At 72.6% G+C, this 25,201-nt stretch carries 23 protein-coding genes and 2 pseudogenes; 19 read left to right on the forward strand and 6 right to left on the reverse strand.

The window, feature by feature from the left end:
• Nucleotides 1-181: 181 nt before the first annotated feature.
• The gene (locus N0B31_RS01370; RefSeq protein WP_260593984.1) at nt 182-1,144 is read right to left on the reverse strand and encodes a transcription initiation factor IIB; all 963 of its coding nucleotides are present in this window, start codon (nt 1,142-1,144) and stop codon (nt 182-184) included.
• Between the two features lie 162 nt (nt 1,145-1,306).
• On the opposite strand from N0B31_RS01370, the gene rnhA reads away from it, so the two are divergent.
• The gene (rnhA, locus tag N0B31_RS01375; RefSeq protein WP_260593986.1) at nt 1,307-1,906 is read left to right on the forward strand and encodes a ribonuclease HI; all 600 of its coding nucleotides are present in this window, start codon (nt 1,307-1,309) and stop codon (nt 1,904-1,906) included.
• A 35-nt stretch (nt 1,907-1,941) separates the two neighbouring features.
• Nucleotides 1,942-2,535, forward strand: a complete 594-nt coding sequence (locus tag N0B31_RS01380; protein ID WP_260593988.1) for a DUF7108 family protein — start codon at nt 1,942-1,944, stop codon at nt 2,533-2,535.
• Nucleotides 2,536-2,622: 87 nt separating this feature from the next.
• On the opposite strand, the gene N0B31_RS01385 is transcribed toward N0B31_RS01380, so the two are convergent.
• Nucleotides 2,623-2,982 carry a PadR family transcriptional regulator gene (locus N0B31_RS01385; protein ID WP_260593989.1) on the reverse strand — a complete coding sequence of 120 codons (360 nt, stop codon included), beginning with the start codon at nt 2,980-2,982 and terminating at the stop codon, nt 2,623-2,625.
• A gap of 221 nt (nt 2,983-3,203) precedes the next feature.
• Between N0B31_RS01385 and N0B31_RS01390 the strand changes: the two genes are divergently transcribed.
• Entirely contained in the window at nt 3,204-3,737 is a 534-nt protein-coding gene (locus tag N0B31_RS01390; RefSeq protein WP_260593991.1) for an inorganic diphosphatase, read from the forward strand.
• 169 nt (nt 3,738-3,906) lie between these two features.
• The gene (locus N0B31_RS01395) at nt 3,907-4,029 is read left to right on the forward strand and encodes a hypothetical protein (RefSeq protein ID WP_260593993.1); all 123 of its coding nucleotides are present in this window, start codon (nt 3,907-3,909) and stop codon (nt 4,027-4,029) included.
• 14 nt (nt 4,030-4,043) lie between these two features.
• Here N0B31_RS01395 and N0B31_RS01400 read toward each other — a convergent pair.
• Nucleotides 4,044-4,430, reverse strand: a pseudogene (locus tag N0B31_RS01400) (SIMPL domain-containing protein); the annotation flags it as partial.
• Between the two features lie 35 nt (nt 4,431-4,465).
• Nucleotides 4,466-4,669, reverse strand: a pseudogene (locus N0B31_RS22580) (SIMPL domain-containing protein); the annotation flags it as partial.
• Nucleotides 4,670-4,840: 171 nt separating this feature from the next.
• Here N0B31_RS22580 and N0B31_RS01405 point away from each other — a divergent pair.
• The 11 genes from N0B31_RS01405 to N0B31_RS01455 are packed head-to-tail and all read left to right on the forward strand — an operon-like array spanning nt 4,841 to nt 16,765.
• Nucleotides 4,841-6,190, forward strand: coding sequence for an alkaline phosphatase family protein (locus N0B31_RS01405; RefSeq protein ID WP_260593996.1), 1,350 nt, complete (start codon nt 4,841-4,843; stop codon nt 6,188-6,190).
• A 46-nt stretch (nt 6,191-6,236) separates the two neighbouring features.
• Complete coding sequence (locus N0B31_RS01410; protein ID WP_260593998.1) at nt 6,237-6,680, forward strand: hypothetical protein; 444 nt, start codon at nt 6,237-6,239, stop codon at nt 6,678-6,680.
• A gap of 5 nt (nt 6,681-6,685) precedes the next feature.
• Nucleotides 6,686-7,150: a DUF7311 family protein gene (locus N0B31_RS01415; protein WP_260594000.1), complete on the forward strand. Its 465-nt coding sequence runs from the start codon at nt 6,686-6,688 to the stop codon at nt 7,148-7,150.
• On the forward strand, nt 7,107-8,957 hold the full coding sequence (locus N0B31_RS01420) for an ATPase, T2SS/T4P/T4SS family (protein WP_260594002.1): 1,851 nt from the start codon (nt 7,107-7,109) through the stop codon (nt 8,955-8,957). The genes N0B31_RS01415 and N0B31_RS01420 overlap by 44 nt, the downstream gene beginning before the upstream one ends.
• Nucleotides 8,954-10,609 (forward strand): type II secretion system protein, encoded by a 1,656-nt coding sequence (locus tag N0B31_RS01425; RefSeq protein WP_260594003.1) that lies wholly within the window; start codon nt 8,954-8,956, stop codon nt 10,607-10,609. The genes N0B31_RS01420 and N0B31_RS01425 overlap by 4 nt, the downstream gene beginning before the upstream one ends.
• Nucleotides 10,610-10,659: 50 nt before the next feature.
• Nucleotides 10,660-11,121 (forward strand): DUF7283 family protein, encoded by a 462-nt coding sequence (locus N0B31_RS01430; protein WP_260594004.1) that lies wholly within the window; start codon nt 10,660-10,662, stop codon nt 11,119-11,121.
• The gene (locus tag N0B31_RS01435) at nt 11,102-11,512 is read left to right on the forward strand and encodes a DUF7285 family protein (RefSeq protein WP_260594005.1); all 411 of its coding nucleotides are present in this window, start codon (nt 11,102-11,104) and stop codon (nt 11,510-11,512) included. Before N0B31_RS01430 ends, N0B31_RS01435 begins: the two co-directional genes overlap by 20 nt.
• Nucleotides 11,509-12,426, forward strand: coding sequence for a DUF7284 family protein (locus N0B31_RS01440; protein WP_260594006.1), 918 nt, complete (start codon nt 11,509-11,511; stop codon nt 12,424-12,426). Before N0B31_RS01435 ends, N0B31_RS01440 begins: the two co-directional genes overlap by 4 nt.
• Complete coding sequence (locus N0B31_RS01445; protein ID WP_260594007.1) at nt 12,419-15,439, forward strand: DUF7286 family protein; 3,021 nt, start codon at nt 12,419-12,421, stop codon at nt 15,437-15,439. Before N0B31_RS01440 ends, N0B31_RS01445 begins: the two co-directional genes overlap by 8 nt.
• Nucleotides 15,440-15,447: 8 nt before the next feature.
• A complete protein-coding gene (locus N0B31_RS01450; protein ID WP_260594008.1) occupies nt 15,448-15,873 on the forward strand; it encodes a DUF5791 family protein in 426 nt (141 codons plus the stop codon).
• Between the two features lies 1 nt (nt 15,874).
• On the forward strand, nt 15,875-16,765 hold the full coding sequence (locus N0B31_RS01455) for an NAD-dependent epimerase/dehydratase family protein (protein WP_260594009.1): 891 nt from the start codon (nt 15,875-15,877) through the stop codon (nt 16,763-16,765).
• 10 nt (nt 16,766-16,775) lie between these two features.
• On the opposite strand, the gene N0B31_RS01460 is transcribed toward N0B31_RS01455, so the two are convergent.
• Complete coding sequence (locus N0B31_RS01460; RefSeq protein WP_260594010.1) at nt 16,776-17,717, reverse strand: ATP-grasp domain-containing protein; 942 nt, start codon at nt 17,715-17,717, stop codon at nt 16,776-16,778.
• 146 nt (nt 17,718-17,863) lie between these two features.
• Between N0B31_RS01460 and N0B31_RS01465 the strand changes: the two genes are divergently transcribed.
• The 4 genes from N0B31_RS01465 (at nt 17,864) to N0B31_RS01480 (ending at nt 24,754) form a co-directional block, all read left to right on the forward strand.
• A complete protein-coding gene (locus N0B31_RS01465) occupies nt 17,864-22,003 on the forward strand; it encodes a PAS domain S-box protein (RefSeq protein ID WP_260594011.1) in 4,140 nt (1,379 codons plus the stop codon).
• Between the two features lie 92 nt (nt 22,004-22,095).
• The gene (locus tag N0B31_RS01470) at nt 22,096-22,503 is read left to right on the forward strand and encodes an ArsR/SmtB family transcription factor (protein WP_260594012.1); all 408 of its coding nucleotides are present in this window, start codon (nt 22,096-22,098) and stop codon (nt 22,501-22,503) included.
• A 3-nt stretch (nt 22,504-22,506) separates the two neighbouring features.
• Nucleotides 22,507-23,541, forward strand: coding sequence for an FAD-dependent oxidoreductase (locus N0B31_RS01475; protein WP_260594013.1), 1,035 nt, complete (start codon nt 22,507-22,509; stop codon nt 23,539-23,541).
• 49 nt (nt 23,542-23,590) lie between these two features.
• Nucleotides 23,591-24,754, forward strand: a complete 1,164-nt coding sequence (locus tag N0B31_RS01480) for a DHH family phosphoesterase (protein ID WP_260594014.1) — start codon at nt 23,591-23,593, stop codon at nt 24,752-24,754.
• 34 nt (nt 24,755-24,788) lie between these two features.
• Here the strand turns inward: N0B31_RS01480 and N0B31_RS01485 are convergent, their stop codons facing one another.
• Complete coding sequence (locus tag N0B31_RS01485; RefSeq protein ID WP_260594015.1) at nt 24,789-25,079, reverse strand: hypothetical protein; 291 nt, start codon at nt 25,077-25,079, stop codon at nt 24,789-24,791.
• Nucleotides 25,080-25,201 lie beyond the last annotated feature (122 nt).

Here is a 25,201-nt window from a genome sequence, read left to right on the forward strand (position 1 = left end):
GGTCTCGCGGGGCTTGAAACGTTCGGCAGCGGGGTGGAAGTGAACGGACCGTCGTCGGATGGCGAACAGGTGGTCCCGGCAGCCGGCGGGACGGTGGACCACACGACAGCGACCCGTCCCGCCGCGAGGGTCAGCGCACGGGGTGGCTGGCCCCGTCCCGGTACAAGAACCTTCGCGCCGGTCAGTGGATGCCCATCGCTTCGATCTGCTCCTGGTAGCGGTTGCGGATGGTGACCTCCGTCACTTGCGCGACGTCGGCGACCTCGCGCTGGGTCTTCTTCTCGTTGCAGAGGAGCGAGGCGGCGTAGATGGCGGCGGCGGCGTAGCCCGTCGGGGACTTCCCGGAGAGCAGGCCCTTCTCGGCCGTCGTCGTGATTATCTCGTTGGCCTTGGACTGGACCTCCTCGGAGAGTTCGAGTTCCGAGCAGAAGCGGGGGACGTACTTCTTCGGGTCGACCGGCTCCATCTCCAGGCCGAGTTCCTGCGAGATGTAGCGGTAGGTCCGGCCGATCTCCTTGCGCTCGACCCGTGAGACCTCGCTGATCTCCTCGAGCGAGCGCGGGATACCCTCCTTGCGGCAAGCGGCGTAGAGCGCGCTCGTGGCGACGCCCTCGATGGACCGGCCCCGGATGAGGTCGTCGCTGAGCGCCCGCCGGTAGATGACGGAGGCGACCTCGCGGACCGAGCGAGGCACACCGAGCGCCGAGGCCATCCGGTCGATCTCCGAGAGGGCGAACTGGAGGTTGCGTTCGCCGGCGTCCTTGGTGCGGATGCGCTCTTGCCACTTCCGGAGCCGGTGCATCTGCGAGCGTTTCTTCGAGGAGATGGAGCGGCCGTAGGCGTCCTTGTCCTTCCAGTCGATGGTCGTCGTCAGCCCCTTGTCGTGCATCGTCTGCGTGGTCGGCGCGCCCACGCGGGATTTGTTCTGGCGCTCGGAGTGGTTGAACGCCCGCCACTCAGGTCCGGGGTCGATCTGGTCCTCCTCGATGACCAGGCCACAGTCGTCACACACCAGTTCCCCGCGGTCCGCGTCTTTCACGATGGTCTCCGAAGCACACTCCGGACACGTCCGCGCCCCCTTCTCCTGCTCCCCCTCTGACTCGGTGTCGCGCTCGCGCTCCCGTTGACGGGTGGGCCGTGTCATTACAGTTAAATAGTAGTTATCGGCAGACACAAAAACCCTGCGTGGTAAACCTTCTGGCCGACTCGGAACCGCCAGACGGCGACGCATTCTGACCGTTCAGGTGGCCGAACGTTCCGGTCCGCACCGGCACGTTTAGGTGGCGTTTCGCCCGACGTCAGACGAATGCCGGTCGTCGAGTGTGACCCCGAGGAGGCCCGTGAACGACTGACCGAAGCCGGCGTCGAGGTCCGGGACGGCAACACCGACCACGAACTGTGGCGTGCCAGTCACGCCGGGTCGACACTCGTCGCCTACGACGGGAAGGTGGTCGTCCAGGGCGGCGACCCCCAGCGAGCGGTGGCGCTCCTCCGCGGCGGTGGTGGCCGCGCGCACGTCTACTTCGACGGCGCCTGCCGGGGGAACCCCGGTCCCGCCGCCGTGGGCTACGTCGTCGTCAGTGGAGACGGCATCGTCGCGGAGGGGGGCCGCCGCATCGGCCGCGCGACCAACAATCAGGCGGAGTACGAGGCCCTCGTCGCCGGGCTGGAGGCCGCGAGCGACGCCGGTTTCGACGAGGTGGTGATCAGAGGTGACTCGCAACTGGTCGTCAAGCAGGTCCGCGGCGAGTGGAACACGAACGACCCGCAACTGCGTGAGCGGCGGGTCCGCGTCCACGAACTCCTGCGCGAGTTCGACGACTGGTCCATCGAACACGTCCCGCGCGAGATAAACGACCGGGCCGACGACCTCGCCAACGAGGCGCTCGACGGCGACCGAAACTGAAGCATTCTTGCGGGACCGGCCCGTCCCTCCGAGCGATGACGGCCGAGACGTCCCCGGACGCGGAATCGGACGACACCGACGCGGAGCCGCCGCTCCCCGACGACGTGGTCGACGAGGCCGAGCGGCTCACCCGACTCGCCCGGAACGCCGTCGACGACGCCGAGGCCGTGGCCTGCCGCGAGCGACGGGCGGCACTGCTGGCCGACCACGAGTACACCTCGCGCCTGCGCTCGGAGGACCACGGCGAGACGCTCGTGCTCCACCCCGAGGCGTGGGTCCGCGACGGGAACGTCGACGCGACGCTCGTCGAGGACGTCTCGCGGGCCGTGGAGGTCCCCCTCGACGGCGTCGGTGACCCCGGCGAGTGGGAGGACGTGGAGGCGCACAACCGCGCCGTCGCCGAACGGGTCACCGAGGAACACGGCGAGGTCCACGGCGCCACCGCCGAGGCGTTCGCGGACTTCATGGGCAACCACTACGCGCGCCCGGTCGAACAGGCCACGGAGTCGATGGTCCGGGAGTTCCGCGCGGAGTACTTCGTGCGCAACGCGTGGCCGACCGACGCACAGCGTGAGGTCGTTGCGGAGTCGGTCGAACTGACCGTCGAGACGGCACGCGACGAGCGCTGAGTCGGGACCGCCGAGCCGAGCCCCTGGCGTGGCAGTCGCTCGGCGTGTGGCGTCCGAAGAATGGGTGCCCGGATACCGGATCCGTGTCTACTGGGTCGAGTCGACGAGTTCGTGGAGCGTCTCCGCGCGCCCCTCCTCCGTGACGAACTTCGAGAATATCCACTCGAGCTGGCCGAGGACGGCGGCCTCGCCGTCGTCGGTCAGCGCGTACTGGTTCGTCCGCTTGTCGAGTTCGGACTTCTCGACCAGCCCCATCTCGACGAGGTCGTCGAGGTTGGGGTAGAGCCGCCCGTGGTTCACTTCCTCCCCGTAGTACTCCTCGAGTTCGCGCTTGATGGCGAGCCCGTAGCGCGCCTCCTCGGCGAGGATGACGAGGATGTTCTGCTGAAACGCGGTAAGTTCGCGTGCGATGCCCGGTTCGACAGTGACTTTACGTGCCTCTGACATGGATATCCAGATGTCACGGCCCTACTTAACACTTCGTGAACATCTCCTCAGTTATCGGTCGATGCCCCCGCAGTGGTCTTGGGGGGTTCCTTCGGTATTATCTCGGTCGTATCTCGCGGGAATCTTCGAGTAAACTCTGTCTCGATTGTGAGACAGACTCCCGTCCAGGCTCTTCGGGCCGTCCCGAAAACCCCTTTTACCCGCCAGACGCACGCCCGGCCATGGTGAATCTCTGGGAAGACCTCGAGACGGGCCCGAACGCTCCCGAGGAGATATACGCGGTCGTGGAGTGTCTGAAGGGCGAGCGCAACAAGTACGAGTACGACAAGGACATCCCCGGCGTGATGCTGGACCGCGTGCTCCACTCGAACGTCCACTACCCCTCCGACTACGGGTTCATCCCGCAGTCGTACTACGACGACGAGGACCCGTTCGACGTCCTCGTGCTCGTCGAGGACCAGACGTTCCCCGGCTGTGTCATCGAGGCCCGCCCGGTGGCTCTGATGAAGATGGACGACGACGGCGAGCAGGACGACAAGGTCATCGCCGTCCCCGTCGAAGACCCGCGCTACGACCACATCGAGGACCTCGAGGACATCCCCCAGCAGACCCTCGACGAGATCGACGAGTTCTTCGCGACGTACAAGAACCTCGAGGAGGGCAAGGAGGTCGAGACCCTGGGCTGGGAGGACAAGCAGGCCGCGATGGACGCCATCGAGCACGCCCAGGACCTCTACGAGGAGCACTTCGGGTAACCCTCGGAGCGGACTCGCACCGTCTGCCGACCACCACCTCGCCACGTTCTCGCCGTCGTCCCCACCGCCCAGCGTCCGCCGTGCGATACCCACCGCGCATACCGGATGCACTGCAGGATTATTTATGCGTATGGATAATATTTAGTGCGTGTAGCGGCAACCCGCTGGTATGAGCGCGAAGCGCCGGCGACCCACGTTCGGGATGCACCACCTCACTGTCGTCCCGCGGAACGCGGAGGGCGCGGCCGCCCAGAGCGACGACCCCGACGAGGGGCGGCGGGACGACGAGTAGCGACCCGGCTCAGTTCAGTTCTCCAGTTCGTAGACGGCCTCGACCGTCGCACGCACCGTGATGGGGTCCGGGCGGACCGACGACGCCGGTCCACTCGCGAGTGCGCCGTCCACGATGGAGTGCATCCCGGACCCACTCCGCCCCCCGACCTCGCCCGTCTCGACACGCTGGAGCTCCCCGAGCGACAGTCCCTCGGTGGCGGCGACCCGCTGGGCCTTCTCGCGTGCCCGTTCGGTGGCCGCTGCGAGCGTCTCGTCCTGTCGCTCCCGGCGAGCGGCCTCGTGAAGTGCGTACTCGACGCCGCGGACGCTCGCCCCCGCGTCCGTGACCCCGACGACCACGTCCTCGGCCGTCTCGGGCGCGCAGTCCACGGCGAGGCGTTCGGTCGCCCGGTAGGGGGGTCCGTCTCGGCGTCGAACAGGTCGCCGGTCTCGGCCACCTCGAACTCGGTGGTCCGGACCCGGTCGGGGTCGACCACGTCCGCGAGCGTCTCGCGGAGCGTGGCCGCGCGGTCACGGGCCGCCCGTCGGGCGCCCGCTGCGGTCGTCCCCTCGCCCCTCGCGGCCACCTCGACGACCGCCGTCTCCGGGGGTGCGCTCCGTTCGGCCGTCGCGTCCACCGTGATGGTCCGGTCCGTCATCGGTCAGCTGGCTCGTGTCGCCGAGACATAAATTCGGGGGGCGGCGCCCGTGTCCCTCACTCCGTGCTCGACGGCGCCACGGGGAGTGGCAGGAATCGCCGGCATCGGCGAGCCGTGGCCGCTTCGGTCGGGTAGGGAACCTTCTTGTAGCCCGCTCGCGCTAGCCGGGGTATGGGTCTGTTCGACCGGCTCCGCGGCGGCGGGGAGCCCCGCGTCGCCTTCTTCGGCATCGACGGGGTCCCGTACAGTCTGATCGCGGACAATCCGGACATCTTTCCGAACCTGACCGCGCTGGCCGAGGACGGGGCCGGCGGGGCAATCGACAGCATCGTGCCGCCCGAGTCCTCGGCCTGCTGGCCGTCGCTCACGACCGGTGTGAACCCCGGCGGGACCGGCGTCTACGGCTTCCAGGACCGCGAGAACGGGAGTTACGACACCTACGTCCCGATGGGTCAGGACGTGCGCGCCACCCGCATCTGGGACCGCGTGGCCGAGAAGGGCCGCGACGCCACCGTCCTCAACGTCCCGGTGACGTTCCCGCCCCAGCGCAACGTCCAGCGGATGGTCAGCGGCTTCCTCTCTCCCTCCGTGGAGAAGGCCGCGTACCCGGACGAACTCCGCGAGTACCTCCAGCACTCGGGCTACCGCATCGACGTGAACGCGAAACTCGGTCACGACGAGGACAAGACCGAGTTCGTGGAGGACGCCCACGAGACGCTCGACGCGCGCTACGAGGCGTTCTCCCACTACGTCGAACAGGACGACTGGGACCTCTTCTTCGGCGTGTTCATGACCACCGACCGGGTCAACCACTTCCTGTTCAAGGACTACGAGGAGGGTGGCCCGAACGAGGAGCTGTTCCTCGAGTTCTACGCCAAGGTCGACGAGTACCTCGGGAAGCTCCGCGAGCAGCTCCCCGAGGACGTGACGATGGTCGTCGCCAGCGACCACGGGTTCACCTCGCTCGACCACGAGGTCCACTGCAACGCGTGGCTCGAGGAGGAGGGGTGGCTCTCCTACGAGTCCGACGAGCACACCTCGCTCGAGGACATCGCCGAGGAGTCGAAGGCCTACTCGCTCATCCCCGGCCGGTTCTACATCAACCTCGAGGGGCGCGAGCCACGCGGGAGCGTCCCGCAGGAGGAGTACGAGTCGGTCCGCGCCGAGCTGAAGGCCGACCTCGAGGCGCTCGAGGGGCCGGACGGCCGGAAGGTGGCCGAGCGCGTCGCCACGAAGGAGGAGGTGTTCCGCGGCGAACACGACGACATCGCGCCGGACCTCGTCGTCGTTCCGAACCACGGCTTCGACCTCAAGGCCGGCTTCAAGGGGACCCACGACGTGTTCGGTGTCGGCCCACGCAACGGGATGCACTCGTTCGACAACGCCTGCCTGTTCGTCGACGACGAGAACACCCGCATCGCGGACGCCGACCTGCTCGACATCGCCCCGACCATCCTCGAACTGCTCGAGGTGGACGTCGACCGGACGGAGACGGACGGTCGGAGCCTCATCCAGCGCTGACCGCACGCCCGTAGCTTCTTGTCCGGTGGGGCGAGCAAGCCCCCGCGTGAGCGACCCGAGCCCCGACACCAGTGACGCCGACCACGTCGGACCCAGCGCCGCCCCCACCGACCTCGCCCTGCTCGCGACTCGTCTCGCCGCCGTCGAGCGTGCGCTGGGCGCCCGTGCCTGTGACTGCGCTCACGAGGCGTTCGAGCCGTCGGAACACCCCCCGCCCGCCCGGTCCAGAGGCGAGCCCCCCGGCCACCGAGACGAGCCTCACGAGGACCTCCGTGCGGCCGTGCGTGCGCTCTGCGAGTACGTCCTCGCCCTCGAGCACGCGGACGGCACGGGAGCGGAACGGACCGCGGCGGTGCGGGTAGCGCTCGACGACCTCGGCCCGGTGCGGGCCGACGACACGTCCGACCGGGACGAGACGGCCGACGAGCGGGTGGAGACCCTCGGCGTGCGGGCGTGGCTCGAACGGGTGGCGGCGGCGACCTTCGAGTGATCCGCGTGGTGCTGGGGGTCGTGCTCGCGGCCGCGCTCGTCGGCGTCTCCCTCCCGGCGCTCGAGGTCGCCGACCGGACGGGTGCGGCGACACGGACCGAGGCCACGGCGACCGACCTCGCGGCCACCGTAGAGCGGTTCGCCGCCACCAACGACCCGGTCCGTGCCGGCGAGCCTGGCGCACGACGGGTCGTGACCATCCACCTGCCGGCGGGCGCGAGCCTCCGCATCGGCACTCGGCTTCGCTGGCGGGCGGGCGGCCAGCGTGGGGACGCCCGCCTGGCTCCAGCGATCGAAACACCCGGAGACGGAGTGCTGACCCTCGCCGGCGGCACCCACCGACTCCGGCTGGGATACGTCCGCCGACCGGCCGGCCCGGTGGTGACCGTCCGGAGGTTCAAGCCGGAAGCCGGGACCACTCCGACGCGTGTTCCGGAACGATGGCGACGCGGGCGGCGCGTGCGGGTGTGAGCCGACGTTCGAGGCGGACCGACTGCACCTCGACGCGCGGGAGTGCCCCGGTTCGGGACGGCTCGCCGAGCGGCCGGGCTGTCGTGAGACGGTCGTCGGGGCCCTCGAGCGACGGGACGCGGCGGCCGTCGTGGTCCGGACGGCGGGCGTCGAGCGGCGGTACGCCGGCGACGGCGCGGCGCTGCTCCTCGCGGCCGGCCGGTTCGCGGCCCGCGTCGGGCACCTGGACGGGGCGCTGGTCCAGCGGGCACGCCGCGACCCACTCGGCGCCGCGACCCGGGCGGCCGGCCGCGGTCGAACCTCGCCCGTCGCACGCATCGCGGCCGAGACCGGCCTGAGCGCGTGTGACACCACGGACTACCGATCACTGTTCGCCCCCGTCCGTCGCCCGGCCGTCGCCGACGCGCGACTCCGGCGTGGCCCGCCGCCGGACGCCCGGTTCCTCGACCGGTCCGATCTTCAGACGGGGGCCGTCGTGCGCCGGTACGCGCGCCCGGACGGGACGCGGACCTACCACCTCGACCCGCCGGCGTGGCGACTCGACGACGACACGCTGGCGACGCTCGCCGACGCCCACGAGCGACTGGCTCGTGTGGCGCCGCCGACCAGCGGGAGGCGTCTCCGAACGGCGAGCGTGGAGTCCCGATCCGCGAGCGGCGAGCGCGGGGGTGACCGGGCGGCGCGCCGAGCCGTCGCCGCTGTCGCCGGACCGGAGGAACCGACCGAGCTGCTCGCGGCCGTCCTCGAGAAGCACACGGGCGGGCTCGGTGTCGTCGCCGACCTGCTGGCCGACAGCCGGGTCTCGGACGTGTTCGCTACGACCCCCGTCACCGAGAACCCGCTTCGGGTGCGCGTCGCCGACGAGACGCTCGAGACGAACGTCACGCTCACCGAGGCGGGGGCCGCGGCGCTCGCCTCGCGGTTCCGGCTGACCTCCGGCCGGTCGCTCTCGCGGGCGTCGCCGACGCTCGACGCCACCACCCGCGTCGCCGGTCGCCGGGTCCGGGTCGCCGCGGTCACGGGGCCGCTCAGCGACGGCACCGGGTTCGCGTTCCGCGCACACGACCCCGACCCGTGGCGGCTCGCAGACCTCGTGGCGAACGGGACGCTCCCACCCGAGACGGCCGCGCTCCTCGCCACCGCCGTCGCTCGCGGGGCGGCCGTGCTCGTCGCGGGTCCGCGTGGGGCGGGCAAGACGACGCTCCTCGGCGCGCTCTGCTGGGCGGTCCCCGAACGCACGCGCACCCTCGTCGTCGAGGACACGCCCGAACTCCCGGTCGGGCCGCTCCAGCGGGCGGGCCGTGACGTCCAGGCGCTCCGGGTCGCGAGCGACGACGGCCCGAGCGTCCCCGTCGCCGAGGCGCTCCGGACCGCGCTCCGCCTCGGTGACGGCGCCCTCGCACTCGGCGAGGTCCGCGACGCCGAGGCCGCCAGCGTCCTGTTCGACGCGATGCGCGTCGGTGCGGGAGACGGTGCCGTCCTCGGGACCGTCCACGGCGAGGGGGCCGGCGCGGTCCGCGAGCGAGTGGCCTCCGAGTTCGGCGTCGCCCCGACGGCGTTCCGGGCCACCGACTGCGTCGTCACGCTCGGCCGCAGCGGGGACGAACGTCGGCTCCGTGCCGTCGAGGAGGTGGTGCCCGGTGACGACGGGCCGGCGTTCGAGGCCCTCTACGACGGTGTTCCGACCGGGCGCGTCGACCGCGGGCAGAGCCGACTGCTGGCGACGCTCACCGGTCAGGACGAGACGTACGCCGACGTCCGTGCGGCCGTCGACCGTCGCCGCCGCGCGTTCGAGGGCGAGCCGTGACTGCCGTCCCCGGCTCCGGCCCGAGGGACGAGCGCGTCCGCCGGGCGAGCCGTGCTGCGGCACTCGTCACCCCTCCGCTCGGTGGGGTGGTGCTCCTGCTCGTCCCGGTCTCGGCCCGTATCCACGTCGTGGTCGCCACGGCGGCGCTCGTCGGCACTGCGCTGGCCGCGAGACGGTGGCTCCCCGACCTCCTCGCGACGGCACGGCTGACCCGCGCCCTCGGGGCCGTCCCGGGGCTGGTCGGGCGCCTCGTGCTCCGGCTGCGGCTCGACCCGACGGTCGAGTCGGCAGTCGCGTTCGCCGCCGACGGTGACGGCCCTCTCGCCCGGAGTCTCGCACGTGAGGCCCACCGCGCCCGTGGCACGGGCCGCGCTGGCCTGGACGCATTCGCCGACCGCTGGGCCGACCGGTTCCCGTCGCTGCGCCGTGCCTGTTCGCTCGTCGCCGCGGCGGCGAGTGCCGGGCCGGCGAGTCGCGAACGGTCGCTCGACCGGGCCGTAGCGGCCGTCCGCGAGGGGACCCGCGAGCGCGCCACCTCCTTCGCCGCCGACCTGCGTGGCCCGGCGACGGCGCTCTACGCGTTCGGCGTCCTCCTCCCGCTGGCGCTCGTCGGCGTCCTCCCCGCCGCTGGGGTGGCGGGACTCGGCGTCTCGCTGGCCACCATCGTCCTCGTCTACGACGTGCTCCTGCCGCTCGGGCTGCTGGGCGCCGCCGCGTGGCTCCTCGCCCGCCGCCCGGTCGCGTTCCCGCCACCACGGGTCGACCGCGCTCACCCTGCCGTGCCGGACGACTCCCGCCGAGCGATGCCGGTGGGGGTCGCCGTCGGCGCGCTCGGTGCCGCGCTGGGGTCGCTCGTCGCACCGTGGCTCGCCCCGGTCACGGCGCTCGGCGGTGGCGTCGGCGCCACGCTCGTCGTCGCCGCCCGGCCCGTGGTCAGCGTCCACGAGCGCGTCCGGGCCGTCGAACGGGGCCTCCCGGATGCGCTCGCCATCGTGGGGCGCCGGGTCGCCGAGGGGGTCGCCGTCGAGCGGGCGGTGGCCGACGCGAGCGAGCGCCTCGACGGTGCCACCGGTGAAGCGTTCGCGCTCGCGGCGCGTCGACAGCGACGACTCGCCGTGGGTATCGAGCGCGCGTTCGAGGGCGAGCACGGGCCACTCGCCGACCTGCCGAGCGAGCGCCTCGCCGACGCCGTCTCCCTCCTCGCGGTCGCCGGCCGGCAGGGAGCCCCCGCCGGGAGCGCGCTCGTCGCCACGGCGGACCACGTGGAGGACCTCCGCGAGGTCGAACGGGAGGCGCGTCGGTCGGTGCGGCGAGTGACACGGACGCTCTCGGACACCGCGGCCGTCTTCGGCCCACTGGTCGGCGGCGTCACCGTCGGCCTCGCGGGGCGCCTCTCGACGGGGGTGCGGGCGACCAGTTCCGCGGTCGGCCCCGCGGGCACGCTGGCGACGGCCGACCCGCTGCCCGTGGCCGGGCTCGGACTCGCCGTCGGTGCCTACGTCTGCTGGCTGGCCGTGGTACTGCCGACGCTCGCGACGGGACTCGCACGCGGCGTCGACCCCGCGCTCGTCGCCACGCGAGTCGGGCAGTCGTTGCTCGCGGCGGTCGCGCTCTACACCGCCGCGTTCGCCGCGACGACGATGCTCACCTGAGCGGCACGCGGACCCGAGGTTCAAGTCCGATGCCGGGACCACCCCGCCCCGTGCTCTCCCCACCAGTCGAGGCCTGGGCCCTCTGGGTCGGTCTCACGCTCGTCAGTGTGGCGATGGTCGGTGTCGCCGCCGAACCCCCCAGAGCGGCGCCGGCGGACGCGGCCGCACTCGCCCGGACCGTCGACGGCGTCGCCGCCAGCGACCACGCCGCCGTCGCCGAACACCCACTCCGAGCGGCCGAGATACGCGTCCGTCGCGGCCGTCTCGCACTCCGCCGTGGCGACCGGACCGCGCGTGCGACGCTCCGCTACGGTCCGGTGGTCCCCGCGTTCGACGGGCCTCTCGCCCGGGTCCGCCGCGGGACGCCACCGGACCGCGTGTTCGACTCCGCCGCGGCGTTCCGGGCAGCCGTGTCGGCCGCCCGCGAGCGCTCGGCGTGGCGACCTGCTCCGGAGCGATTGACGGCCCGCGCCGTCTCGTGGGGAGGTGTCGATGTCACGCTCGTCGGCTAGGGGACAGGTCGCCCCGGAGGTGGCGCTGGCCGCCGTCTTCGTGGTGACGGCGGGCCTCGCCCTCTACGCCGGGGTGGCCGCCGACGTCCTCGACGCCCTCGGTGCCGGTCGGGAGCGGGAGGCAGGGCAACGCCTCGCTGCGCAGACGGCCGACCGGGTCGCCGACACCGCGCGCGTCGACGGTGCGGTCCGGCCTGCACGACTCGCCGCGGGCGTCGCGGACGGACCGGCGGGCTACCGAGTGAACGCGACGCTCCTGACACGGGCGGGGCGGTGGACGGCCGGCCCAGCTCCCCCGGCACGTGCGCACCTCGCCGAGCGACGCGTCGCGACCTACCTCGGTCCCGGTCGGGTCCGACCGGCGGTCCTCCGGGTCCGGATGTGGCGATGAGTCGAGGGGCACGGGCCACCCCGCCTCGGACTCGGGCGATCGCCTCCCTCGTCGACGCCACGCTGTTCCTGTTGCTCGTCACCGTCGCCGTCGGGGCGCTGACCCTCGCGCCGGTCGCCCCCGTGACGACGGCACCCGCGCCCGACGCGGGCGCGTCGCTCCAGCGGCTCCAGACGGTGACCGCGAACCCCGAGTACTCGCTGGCGAGCGGCGCGCGCCACGCAGACGAGTCGCTCGTCGCGTTCCCCCGCGAGTCGGGGCCGACGTTCGACCGGTACGCACACGGGTCCGTCGCGTCGCTGCTCGCGGACGCCGCCGTCGGTAACCTCATCGTCGACGGACGGGCGGTGACCCACACCGGCGACGGGTTCGAGCGAAGGGTGGTTCTGGCCGCCCGGAACGCGACCGGCCCCCGTGTCCACGTCCGGGCCGTCTGGACGCCGTACGCCGGTGCCCCGGTTCGGGGCTGCGTCGCCGCCGGCCCGACCCCGCCACCGGGTGCGCGTGTCTCGACGGCCGCTGCGACGCTCGACTCGGGATTCCCCCCTGTTCGCGACCGGGCACTCCGGGCGGCCCAGCGGGACGGCTACGCCGGCGTCGCGCGGGTGGTCGCCAGAGCGACCGTCCGCGGCCTGTTCCCACCGACGTCGACCGCCCGGGCGCTACGGGGTGACTACCCGGTGGACGCGCTCGTGACCTACCGGTACCGACGGGTCGCGGCCCTGCTGGGTACGTCGGTCCGCGGTCCGGTCGAACGGGTGGAACCGCGCGCGGCCAACACGCGACTCTCGCGGGCGCTCGCCGCCGCCCTCGAACGCGACCTGCGACGGTCGTTCGACTCACCGGTGGCGGCCGCCCGTGCCGTCGAGGGTGGCGAGGTCAGGGTCGTCGTCCGGCGGTGGGCACGTGCCTGACGGGACCGACCGTGGCCGGGTCCCGTTCGCGGTGGTCGCCGTCCTGCTGCTGGTCAGTGCGTCGACACTCGCGGCGACGAGTCGAACCGGGCCGACGGCGACCACCGAGCCAGCCGCGGAACGTGCCATCGAGCGTGCCGAGGCCGCGGTGGTGACCGCGCTCCGGCGAGCCACCCGCGAGGCGGCGCGGCAGTCGGCCGCGAGGCCGCTCACCACGCCGGCCGACACGCCGACCGGCCGAGCGCTGAACGGGAGCGACCCGTTCCGTGCCGCACTCGAACTCCGGGTAGCGCTCGCGCTCGAGGACCGACTACGACACCTCGACACCCGGGTCGGCGACGTTCGCGTGGTCGCCCGCCAGTCACCCCGCCCATCGGAACCGGGGCCGGGAGCGAGCGTCCGGGCGGCGCTCGAACGGGTCGAGACCACCGCGGTGGGACCCGACGGGACGGCGCTCCGGGCGACCGTCCGGAACGTCACGCTCGTGGTCACGCGCGACGGGCGACCGCTTGACCGGGTCCAGCTGTCGCCGTCGGTCGTCGTCGAATGGCCACTGTTCGCGCTCCACGAGCGCGTCGAGCGGTTCGAGCGTCGACTGGCCCGCTCGCCCCTCCGACCGGGGTTCGCGAGACGCCTCACCGCTCGTCTCGCCGCCGCGACGTGGGCCCGCGGGACGGCGCAGTACGGCGGCGCGCCCGTCGTGAACGTGCTCGGCACGCGTCACGTCGAACTGCTGGCGAACGGGGCGCTCCTCGACACCCAGCGCGCGACGCTCGGTGGCCTCGACGCCCGCGCCCCGAGGGAACTCCGCGAGGCCACCCGACGGGTGGCCGCCGCGGACGTGGCCGGTGGCGTCCGCGAGGCGCTGGCCCGCTCGAACGGGACGGTCACGGGCGGCTCGCCGACCACCGACCGGCTGCCCGACACTCGTCGTCGCACCGTCTCGGCCGCTCCGGCGGCCGACAGCGCGCTCGCGAACCTCAGCGGCGGCCGACTCGACGCGGTGCTCGCGCGGGCCTACACGGCCACGGTCCGGACCCGCGCGACCGTCCAGCGGGACGGACGGACCGGTGGCTCGGGTGGGCCACCGGGGCCGGGGTGGTCTCTCGTGGACCGACGGGTCGACACCGAGTGGTCGGCACGACCCCTCGGGGATGGCGTCACACCCCCCGACCCGGCGACGGGGTGGCACGGCCTCGGGACGGCCACGCGCCGTGTCGTCCGCACCCGGACGGTGACCGAACGCTGGGCACACGACGGCGAGACACGACGGACCCGCCACACGGACCGGGCCACCTACGCTGTCGCCCTGGTCCACGAGGGGCGACCGAGTCGCCGGACGGCGGCTCCAGTCCGACCCGTCCGGTCGGCGTTCGTCCGTCGCCCGGACCCGACCGGCGGTTCGAACCTCGCCGACGCCGGGCGTACCGCGACGCGTCGGTTCGAGGCCCGCACCGACCGACTGGCCGTGCGGGCGGTCCGCGAGGGACTGGACGGAACCGAGTCCGTCGCCGGCGAGGTCCCCGCGGCGCTCCGGGACCGGGCGCTCGCCGATCTCGTCTCGCTGCACCGTCGCGTGCGGAACGTCTCGGTGTCGGTGGAGCGTGGTGACCTCGCCACGCTCACGGTCTCGCCGGCTGCCCGGCTGGCCGACCGTCTCCGGGAGCGGCGCGCGGACCTCGTGGCTGCGCCAGCGCGGTACGACCACGTCGCCGACCGGGCGCGGGTGGCGGTACGAGCCGCGTACCTCGACGCCGTCCTCGCCAGCCTCGACACCCAGACCGCCCGCCACGGTGTCGCCGAGCGCCGCCTCGACGCGCGACTCCGGGCAGCGGGCCTCGGCGACCTCCACTGGCTCCGCGAGGTGACGAGCGTCGGCGTGGCGGCGCCCAGCGTGGGGCGCGAGTCGGCGGGGCGGGCGGGGCCGTTCGCCCCTCGCGTCTCCACCACCCCGGTCTACCTCGGCGCGACGGCGTCCTCGTCCGTGCCCGGAGGGGCACCGCTCGTCACGCGGAACGTGAACCTCGCGGTGCCGTACGCCGACGCCGGCGACGGGGCCGCTGCCGCGGTGACAGCGGCGCTGTTCGACGACCGGACGGTGGGACTCGGGACGGCCGCCCGGACGCTCCGGTCGTCGCGCCGGGTCGCCGCCCGGACGGGTGATTCGAGCCTCCGAGAGGAGACCGGACGCCTCCGCAGAGCGGTGAACCGCTCGGTCGGTCGCGTCTCGTGGCGCCTGCGGCGGACCCTCCGGCGGCGTGGGGTGGGTCGCGAGATGCGGCGGGCGGCGGTGCGGTCGGCGTTCGCGCGGTGGGACGACCCGTCCGGGCGCGCGCTCGCGCTCTCGCACGGGTCGGTCGTGCCTCGGGTGGTCGACGCCGTCGCGCGCCGGGTCCCTCGTTATCGGGCCGAGGCCCGCCGCCTCGCACTCCGGACCGCGCTGCGTGCGACGCGCAGACGGGCGCTCCGGTCGGCCTCCGTCCGGGTGGCGGCGCGACCGGTCGACCGCACCGGTCGTCGGCTCCGCTGGGTCGCCCGGACGGCCACGCGCGAGGTGACGACGCGAGCGGTCGAGACTGGAGTCGGCCGCCTCCGCGAGCGGCTCCCCGGGCCGTTGAGCGCCGTCCCGGCGGGCGTCCCCGTGACCCCGGTGCCCGGGTACTGGTACGCGACGGCGAACGTCTGGCACGTCACGGTCCGGGGCCGGTACGAGCGTGTGACGCTCCGAGCACCGACGGGCCGCCCGCCTACCGGGACGCTCACCTACGTCCGCGAGGCCGGTGTCGTCCGACTGGACGTGGACCGCGACGGCAGCCCGGAGCGGCTCGGGCGGAGCGACGCCGTGGCCTTCGACGTCTCGACGGCCGTCGCCGTCGCGGTGCCCCCCGGGCCACGCGGGGTCGGGGACAAGGACGGGAACGCCGACGAACGCTCGGCCGGGTGGCCACGACCCGGCGCGCCAGACGTCGCGGCGGCGACCGCGAACGAAACCACTTACCCGCCGCCCTCGTAGCCACGCCCATGTTCCACGAGGCGGTCGAGGACCCCGGTACCCACACGCCGGCGGACCTGCACGCGGCCTACGAGGCGATGCTCGTCGAGTCGGTCGAGTCGGTCGGCGTCGAACGCGCGGCGGCCGAGTCGGGCGTCGACGAGGCGACGGTCGAGGCACTGGTCGACGGCGAGAGCCCAGAACTCACGCTCGAGGAGGGTGCGGCCCTGCTCGCGCTCGACGGCGCGGTGTCTGCCGACGACGTGGTCGCGCTCTCGCGCGACGCCCTGTTGATGGGGATGACCACCGCCGTGGTCGACGTGGACTCGCTCTCGGCGGGCATCGACGGCGAACTCTCCGGCCGCGAGATCCAGGCCAAGGTCGAGGGTCGGTTCCCCATCACGCTCCGGGAGTTCGCGCGCATCCACCAGTTCCTCGACGAGCGGTCCCGGTAGCATGCGGGTCGTCGTACTCGGGTGTGGCTACGTCGGCCTCGAACTCGGGCGGCAGCTGGCGGCCGCCCACGACGTCGTCGGCGTCCGGCGGTCGGACGACGGTGCCGCGGCCGTCGAGGACGCGGGCCTCGAGGCCGTGCAGGCCGACGTGACCGACCCTGATGGACTCGCACGCGTGCCCGACGCCGACTGGGTGGTGTTCGCCGCCTCCTCGGGGGGCCGGGGTGCGGACCGCGCCCGCGAGGTGTACGTCGAGGGCCAGCGGACGGCCATCGACGCGTTCGGCGAGCGCGACGCTCCCCCCGAGCGGTACGTCTACACGTCCAGCACGGGCGTCTACGGTGACCACGGCGGCGACTGGGTGGGCGAGGACACCCCCATCGAGCCGACGACGGACAAGACGCGTGTCCTCGCCGAGGCCGAGCGGGTCGCCCGTGAGCGGACCGCCGAGTACGGCATCGGGGGGTCGGTCGCCCGGTTCGCCGGTCTCTACGGTCCCCGGCGCTACCGCCTCTCGCGCTACCTCGAGGGGCCGGTCACGGCGGGCTACCTCAACATGGTCCACCGGGACGACGCCGCGGGCGCCGTCGCGTTCCTGCTCGAACACGGCGTCGACGAGGACGTCCTCGTCGTCGACGACGAACCCGTCGAGAAGTGGGCGTTCGCCGACTGGTTGGCGGACGAGTGCGGGGTCGAGCGCCCGGCCAAGCGGACGAAGGAGGAGCGCCTCGCGGCGGGTGACCTGTCGGAGGCGGCCGAGCGCCGTGTACTGACGAGCAAGCGGTGCTCGAACGAGCGCCTGCGCGGACTGGGCTACGAGTTCCGGTACCCGACGTTCCGCGAGGGGTACCGGGCAGCCATCGAGGCGTTCCGTGAGGGCCACGAGCCCTGACGCCGGACGGTCACTCGCCGCCAGCGACCGCGCGCGCCACGGCGTCCGCGAACGTTTCGACCGCGCCCTCGCGTGCCCCGAGGTCGAGGTACGGCTCGACCAGTTCCAGTTCGAGCAGGTGGAACGCGCCATCGCGATGGACGCCGTCGACACGGGCGTAGGTGAACGCCGAGGCGTCGGTGTCGAGTACTTCGGCGGCGACATCTAGTGCGCCCGCGGCCGTCGCGCGCGTCTCCTCGTCGGAGGTGAACGCGCCTGCCGGGGTGGCCGTCGGTTCGACGCCGATGGCGTCGTCCGCCCGGATGCTCTCCCACGCGTGACTGAACTCCCCCGCGAAGAAGACGAGCGAGCGCTCGCCGCCGGCCACCTCTGGGTAGAACTCCTGGACGAGCGCGCCCTGGTTCGGGAGCGTCTCGCTGCCGTCCTTCGAAGCGCTGTCGCCGACCCGCCGGGAGGCGTCGAACGGTCGCTCGAACCGGGACTGGTCGGCGGTCGCCGTCTCCCGACTGGTCCGCCAGACGCCAGCCGAACTCGTCCCGACGGGGGGCTTCACGACGGCCTCGTCCCAGCCGCGCTCTGCCAGTATCGTCGCGAGGTCGGCGTCCTCGTCCGGGCCGACGTACTCCGTGGGGACCACCCGGACGCCCGCCCCGGCGAGGTCACGGAGGTACGACTTGTGGACGTTCCAGCGGACGACCTCGGGTGGGTTCCGGACCGTGACGTCGGCCGCTTCGAGTCGCTCGAGCAGTCGAAGGAACCGCTCGAGGTCGCGGTAGTACTCCCAGCACGACCGGAACAGCGCGGCGTCGAACCGCCCCCAGTCCACGCTCGGGTCGTCCCAGCGTGCTGCCGCAGCGTCGACGCCGTGCGTTCCGAGGGCCGCGGCGAGTCGCTGCCCGTCGTCGGTCAGGTCGGGGGCGTCCACGCCGGTGACGATGGCGAGTCGGGTCATGGCGTGGAGATAGACGGAGGTCGTACCTAAAAAGCACCCCCGGGGCCAGTGCGCTACCCCCGGCGTTAGAGCCGAGACAGTTCGTCGCGTGGACTGTACACTCCCGACCCGGAGAGTTATGCGCGCTCGGCATCGCTAGTCCCGACATGTCTGACGTGAGCGAGGACCGACTCGGGGAACTCGGGCAGACCGAGGACTGGTTCCGCCTGGTCACCGAGAACGTGGACGCGGTCGTCTTCCTCGCCCGTGTCGCCGACCTCGAGGTGGAGTACGTCAGTCCGGCGTACGAGGCGGTGCTCGACGCCTCGACCGACAGGCTCTACGAGGACCCGTGGTCGTTTCTGGAGGCACTCCACCCAGCCGACCGAGCGGCGTACCGGGCCGACACGGCGTCGATGGTGGACGCGTTCGAGTCGGGGACGTACGACGACCGCTACGTGGACGAGTACCGAGTCGGGGAGGAGTCGGACCCGACCAGCTGGATACGGGTCGAGCGGTACCCTGTCGTCGAGGACGGGAGCGTCGACCGGTTCGTCGGCATCGTCGCGGACGTCACCGACCGCCGGGAGTTGGAGCGGACCTACCGGGACGTGTTCGAGGGCGTCTCCGACGGTCTGGTCGTCCACGACCCGGAGACGGGCGAGATACTGGAGGTGAACGGTCGCTACTGCGAACTGACTGGCTACGACCGCTCGGAACTGGTCGGGGACGACATCGGTCTCATCGTCACCGACCGGACGGCTCACGCGCTCGACGTGGCCCGCGAGCGCATCGACCGGGCCCGCGAGGAGGGGCCACAACTGTTCGAATTCGAGGGGGAACGGAAGGACGGTGGCGTGTTCGTGGGCGAAGTCCACCTGAGTCTGGTCGAACTCTGGGGCGAGGAGCGTGTGCTGGCGAGCGTCCGCGACGTGACCGAACGGAAACGGCACGAACGTATCGTCCGCTCGCTCCACGAGTCGACCGAGCGACTCCAGAACGCGCGGACCCGCGAGGCGGTGTGCGAGGCGGCCGTCGACGCCGCGAGCGAGGTGCTCGACCTGTCGATGCCGGCCTGCTGGCTGGCCGCTGGTTCGGGCGACCGGCCGGTCCTCGAACCGGTCGCCGCGAGCCAGTCGGCGTGGTCGGTCCCCGGCGGCCCCGGGCGGCTCGAACCCGGAATGCGGCCGTACGAGGCGTACGAACGCGGTGAGACGCTCGTCTACACACCGAGCGACCACCGCGAGGAGAGTACCCTCGAGGTGGGTGTGCTGGTGCCACTGGGCGACCACGGGTTGCTCGGGGCCGCCGACCCGGCCGTCGAGGAGTACGACGACGTGGTGGTCGACGCGGCCCGGACGCTCGGCCGGCACGCGACGGCGGCGCTCGACCGGGTGACCCGCGCGGCCGAGCGCCGCGAGAGCGAGCGGCGACTCCGGACGGTCCTCGAACGTATCGACGAGGCCGTCCTCCTGACCGACGAGGGGCACCTCGAGCGGGAGACGACCGCGCCGGACAGCCTCACATCCGGGTACGAGGCCATCTGGGGCCGGCCCTACGACGCTATCCTCGGGTCCGGTGGTGTCCTCGGGACCATCCACCCGGCTGACCGCGAGGCCTACCGCGAGACGTTCGAGGGCGTCCTCGACGCGATGGACCGGCGGGAGTCGCCCGGCGGGCAGTCGGTCGAGTACCGAATCCACCGACCGGACGGGGAGTGCCGCTGGCTCCGGTCCGACGTGTATCCGTTGCTCTGGGACGAGGCCGGCCACCGCGTCGCCGTGGTCACACGCGACATCACCGAGCGTCGCCGTCGGGAGCGCGAGTACGAACAGATATTCGACGGCGTGCAGGACGCCATCACCGTCCACGACCCGGAGACGGGCGAGGTGGTGGACGCGAACGCGGCGGCACACGACCTGTTCGGGTACGCGCCCGGGGAACTGACCGGCCTCGGGGTGGGTGACCTGAGCGCGACGAACGAGGGGTTCACCACGGAACGGGGCCGCGCGGTCATCCACGAGGTGATGGAGACGGGCGAGTCGACCACGCTGGAGTGGCTGTCCGAGACGGCCGACGGCGAGCACCGGTGGCTGGAGGTGAAGGGGACGCCGGCGGAGGTAGGCGGTGCCCCCGTCTACGTCTCGATGATACGGGACGTGACCGAGCGAAAGCGGACCGAGCGACACCTCCAGCGCATCGCCGACCGGGTGGACGAGGTGGTCTACATGGCCAGCGCCGACATGACGGCGGTCGACTACGTCTCGCCCGGCTACGAGGACATCTGGGGCCACCCCGTCGAGCAGCTCTACGAGGAGCCGTTCTCCTTCGTCGACGGCATCCACCCGGAGGATCGCGAGAGTTACCGCGACGGGATGGAGCGGATGCTGAGCGACGTGGAGCGGGGGGACCCACGCGAGCGCTACGAGTTCGAGTATCGCGTCGAGCGGCCGGACGGTGAGGTCCGGTGGGCAGAGGCGGCGGCCTACCCGCTCCGGGGACCGAGCGGCGCTGTGGACCGCATCGTCGGGACGATACGTGACGTGACCGAGCGCGAGCGGCGCCGCCGGACGCTCTCGTCGTTCCACGACGCCACCCGCGAACTGACCGAGGCGGCGTCTCGCGAGGCCGCCAGCACCCGGGCGGTCGAGGCAGCCGAGGAACTCCTCGGCCTCCCGTTCGTCGGTGTCCACCTGTACGAGGAGTCGTCGGGTGCGCTCGAACCGGCCGCCGCGACGGACTCGCTGCGCGAGCGTGCCCCCTCGCTCCCTGCGTTCGACCCCGGCGACGGCCGGCCGTGGGCGGTGTTCGTCGAGGGCGAGGCCGTCCTGGGTGACGGCGAGGCAGGTCCAGCCACCGACGTCTACGGTCCCGAGGTGCCCGCTCCGGCGCTCGTGCTGCCGCTGGGCCAGCACGGCGTGATGCTCGTCGCCGCGCCCGACCACGAGTTCGAGGGCGAGACGGTCGAACTCGCGCAGATACTCGCGGCGACGCTGGAGGCGGCGCTCAACCACGTCCGCGGCCGGGACGAGCTGGCAGAACGCGAGGAGCGACTGGCCAGCACCCGCGAGCGAGCGGACCGCCTCGAACGGCTCAACACCGTCATCCGCGAGATCGAGCAGGCGACGGTCGACCACGCCTCGCGGGACGCCATCGAACAGTCGCTCTGTGAGCGGCTCACGGCCGTCGAGGAGTACGAGGCCGCGTGGGTGCTCGAACCCGACGCGGCGGCCACCGACCTCCGCCCCTGGACACGGGCCGGCGAGTCGGGGCCCGTCGGTTCGGCCACCGTCGATCTGCCCGATGATCGGCCGGCCGACCACCCGGCCGCCGAAGCTCACGCGTCGGCGTCGCCGGCCGTCGTCCAGCATCTCGCCACGGGGGCGGGGACAGACGCCTTCGGTGGGACGGGCGAAGAGTGGCGAAAGCGTCTGCTCAGGGCGGGCTACCAGTCGCTCGTGGCCGTGCCACTCGCGTACGACGGGACGGTCCACGGCGTCGTCTGCGTCGTGGCTACCGACCCCTCCGCGTTCGAGGAGCGGACGGAAGCAGTGCTGGCGGAACTCGGCCGGTCGGTGGGACACGCCATCGCGGTGCTCGAGCGACAGACGGCACTCGAGTCGGACACCACCGTCGAACTGGAGTTCGAGACGGACGACGAGTCGCTCCTGTTCGTCGCGCTGGCGGCCGAGACGGGCGGGACGGTGTCCCTCGAGCGGACCGTCCGGCGGTCGGACGGCTCTTTCAGTGCGTTCTACACCGTCGAAGACGTGTCGCCGGCCCGTGCGCTCGAGGTGGCACGGGGCGTCTGCGGGCCAGAGTCGGTGACCCGGGTGAGCGCCGACGAAGCGGGTTCGGCGTCACTGCTGGAGGTGACGACGGAGCGGTGGTTCGGGACCCCGTTCGCGGAGCGTGGCGCAGTGGTCAGAACCGCGACGGCGACGGCGACGCCGTCGGAATCTGGGCGACTGGTCGTCGAAGCTCCACGTGGGACGGACGTGCGGTCGCTCGTCGAGTCCGTCCGCGAGTCCCACCCGAGGACGGAACTCGTCGCCCAGCGCACCCAGGAGCGCGCTGTCGAGTCGCTCCTCGAACTGCGCGACAGGCTGGACGACCGCCTGACCGACCGGCAGATGGAGGTGGTCGAGACGGCCTACTCGGCGGGCTACTTCGCGTGGCCCCGCGAGAACAGTGGCGAGGAGGTCGCCTCGCTCCTCGGCGTGACACAGCCGACGTTCAACAAGCACCTCCGGGCGGCCGAGCGCGAGGCGTTCGGGATGCTGCTGGAGTGGACGGCGAGCGAGTGACGGGATGGGGCTACGTGTGTAGCCCCTCCTATCCCGGTCGTCCAACGGGCGTAGCCGAGAGCGTGGAGTGGGCAGGCGTTCTCTACCCTTTCATGGCAACAGGAACGCCACTCCCCCACCGGCCGCCCGTCGAGTCCGTCGATGGCGGTACCCGGGTGGTCGAACTCGGTACCGACGAGATAGACACGCTCTGTGCGGTCCTCGCCTCGGAGACGGCCCGGGCGCTCCTCACGGCCATCGAGATGGAGCCACGGACGGCCTCGGACGTGGCCGACCACGTCGACACGTCTCTCCAGAACGCGCTCTATCACCTGCGTCGACTCCGCGAGGCCGGCCTCGTGTCAGTCGTCGACACCTGGTACTCCTCCCGTGGGAGCGAGATGAAGGTGTACGACACGACCCACTCACGACTCGTGTTCGCCATGCAGGCGTCCGAGCAGACCGAGGGGAGCGAAGAGGGCGAGGAGGAGCGCCACCGGCTCGTCACCGCGGCTGACTGACTCGTGCGTGCCCTCCAGCACGGCACCGACGGCCAGACAGACCGGCAGGTCCTCGTCGTCGGGACGGGTGTCGCTGGACTCCTGACGGCCGCCGCGTGCCGCGAACGCGGGTTCGACCCCGTCGTCACCGCTGGAGCCGGCCGGGACCGGGACCGGAACCCGATCCTCACGCTCTGGCGCCCGACGGGGACCCTCCTCGATGGACTCGGCGTCGGAGACGCGCTGGCCGCGGGGACGCCCGTCCGACGCTGGGTGTGTCGGCACCCCCGCGGGAGGACCGCCGAGACGCTCGTCCACGAGGGGGAGCCGCAGGCCGCTCCCTGCGTCCGGGTGCGCCGGTCGCGAGTCGAACGGGCCCTCGCGGCCACGGTCCCGGACAGCCGCCTCTGGCGCCGACGGACCATCAGACGGGTCGAGCGCGGCCGGTCGGGCCCCGTCGTCACCTTCGACGACGGCGTCCGCGAGCGGTTCGACCTGGTGGTCGGAGCGGACGGTCCGGGCTCCCGGGTCAGGGACGCCGTCGTCGACGACGCGGCCGACGGCGTCGACCCCGTCGTCCCGACGCCCGTGGTCGGGGTTTCGGAGCGTCCTCCACGACTCGAGGCCCGCCACACCGTGTACGAGCACTGGTCACCAGCGGGGTCGGTGACGCGACTGAGCCACCTCGAGGGTAGTGACCTGTGGCGATACGTGGCCCCGGGCAGGACCGACGGGGTCGTCGGGACCGAACACTGGGCGGGAGACGGGCTGGCGCTGGTCGGCGAGGCGGCACACCCCCTCTCGCCCGTCCTGACGACCCACGACTCGCTGGCCGTCGAGGACGGGACCACCCTCGCGGCGGTGCTGGCCTCCCGGCCGACGACCCGAGCAGCCCTCCAGACCTACGAACGACGCCGGAGTCACCGAACTCGTGGTCTCTACGGCGGGGCCCGTGAGGACACGGGCGCCGCGGGCGACACGCCCGTGCCCTGCCGGCAGGCGTTCCTCCGGACGCGGTTCGACCGTCGTGACCCGGCCGGGCGCCCCGATGACTGGTGAGAGTGGGGGGCGAACCTTCTTTGTCGGTGGTGGTCAAGCCGTGGAGCGTATGCAATTCGGGACCCTCCCGTTCGTCCCACAGACGGGTGGCGCCGTCGTGGGGCAGTCGGGAGTGGAGCTGCTGCTCCGACGGCGACCGGTGCTGTTGCTGGCGCTGGTCGGAGTGGTGGTGCTCGTCCTCGCCGGCTTCGCGATCCGGCGGTACCTGCGGACGCCAGGCGATCGGCTCTGCAAGGCGCTCGCGGCCGTCGACGAGGTGACGGTGCTGATGCACCCCAACCCGGACCCGGACGCGATGGCCTCGGCGATGGGTATCGCACATCTCGCCGAATCGGTCGGAACGGACGCGAACGTCCAGTACAGCGGCCGGATCCGCCATGAGGAGAACCGCGCGCTGGTCCGAGCTCTCGGGCTGGCGTTCACGCGTCTCGAGGAGGCCTCGGCCCTCCGGGCCGACCACGTCGTCCTGGTCGACCACAACGAGGCCCGTGGCTTCGCCGGCGCCGGTGGGCTGAACCCGTACGCGGTCGTGGACCACCACCCCGGTGGCGGTCGGGGGCAGGCGTTCACCGACGTCCGGCCCGAGTACGGCTCCTGTGCGGCCATCGTGGCCGAGTACCTGCGTGACCGTGGGTGGGAGCCGGGCGCCCACGAGACGCCCCTCCCGAGCGACCTCGCCACGGCCCTGCTCTACGGCATCCAGGCCGACACCAACGACTTCTCGCGGGGGTGCACCAACGCGGACTTCGACGCCGCGGCCTTCGTCTTCCCCGCCGTGAAGGCGGAGGTCCTCGACCACGTCTCGAACCCACCCATCGACGAGGAGGCGCTCGACATCCGTTCCCGCGCGGTGCAGTACCGGACCCGCTCCGGGTCCTACCTCTGCTCGTTCGTCGGGGGGGTGGAGAACACCGACGCGCTCGGACAGGCCGCCGACGAACTGCTCCGGCTGGAGGGCGTGACGGCCGTCGTCGTCGGCGGCAGACTCGACGGGACACTCCACCTCTCCGCTCGGTCGCGCGACGACGGCATCCACGTCGGACAGGCCCTGCGCGAGGCCGTCGCCGACATCCCGATGGCCAACGCCGGCGGCCACCGGCAGATGGGCGGCGGCCAGCTCTCCATCGACCACATGCGCGGGCTGGGGCCGTCGAGCGGGGTATCGACGGACGAGCTGCGCGAGCGGCTCTTCGCGGCGCTGGCGTCCCAGTGAGTCGGATACGGCTCCACGTGGTGGGACGACGGTGCTACGGCCGCACGCCGGGGCCGTCACGCTCCTCCTCGTAGGGGACGGCGTCGCTCTTCCGGGCCGTCCGCCAGACGACCACACCCAGCAACACGAGGGCGACGACGGCGAACACTGCCTCGCTGGCGGGTTCCGATGCCCCCAGCGAGGGGTTCACGAGCGCGTAGAGGAGCGTGCCGGCGAACAGCACCCCCGGCAGCAGGAAGTTCCACTCACCGAGAGCCGTCCTGACGACGGAGGCGATGCGGTCGCGTCGCGACGGGTCGTCTCCATCGAGACGAGTTCCGGACATCGCGGCCGGGGATAGCGCCGTGAGACGGGTGAGCGCGGTGACGAGTTCCGTTCATCCGACGCACTCAAACTTGCAAGAGATCCGTGGAGCGGGACGTTCGCCGACGTGGCTGCCGTGAGCGT

This window comes from Salinirubellus salinus, from assembly GCF_025231485.1.
GTDB lineage: Archaea > Halobacteriota > Halobacteria > Halobacteriales > Haloarculaceae > Salinirubellus > Salinirubellus salinus.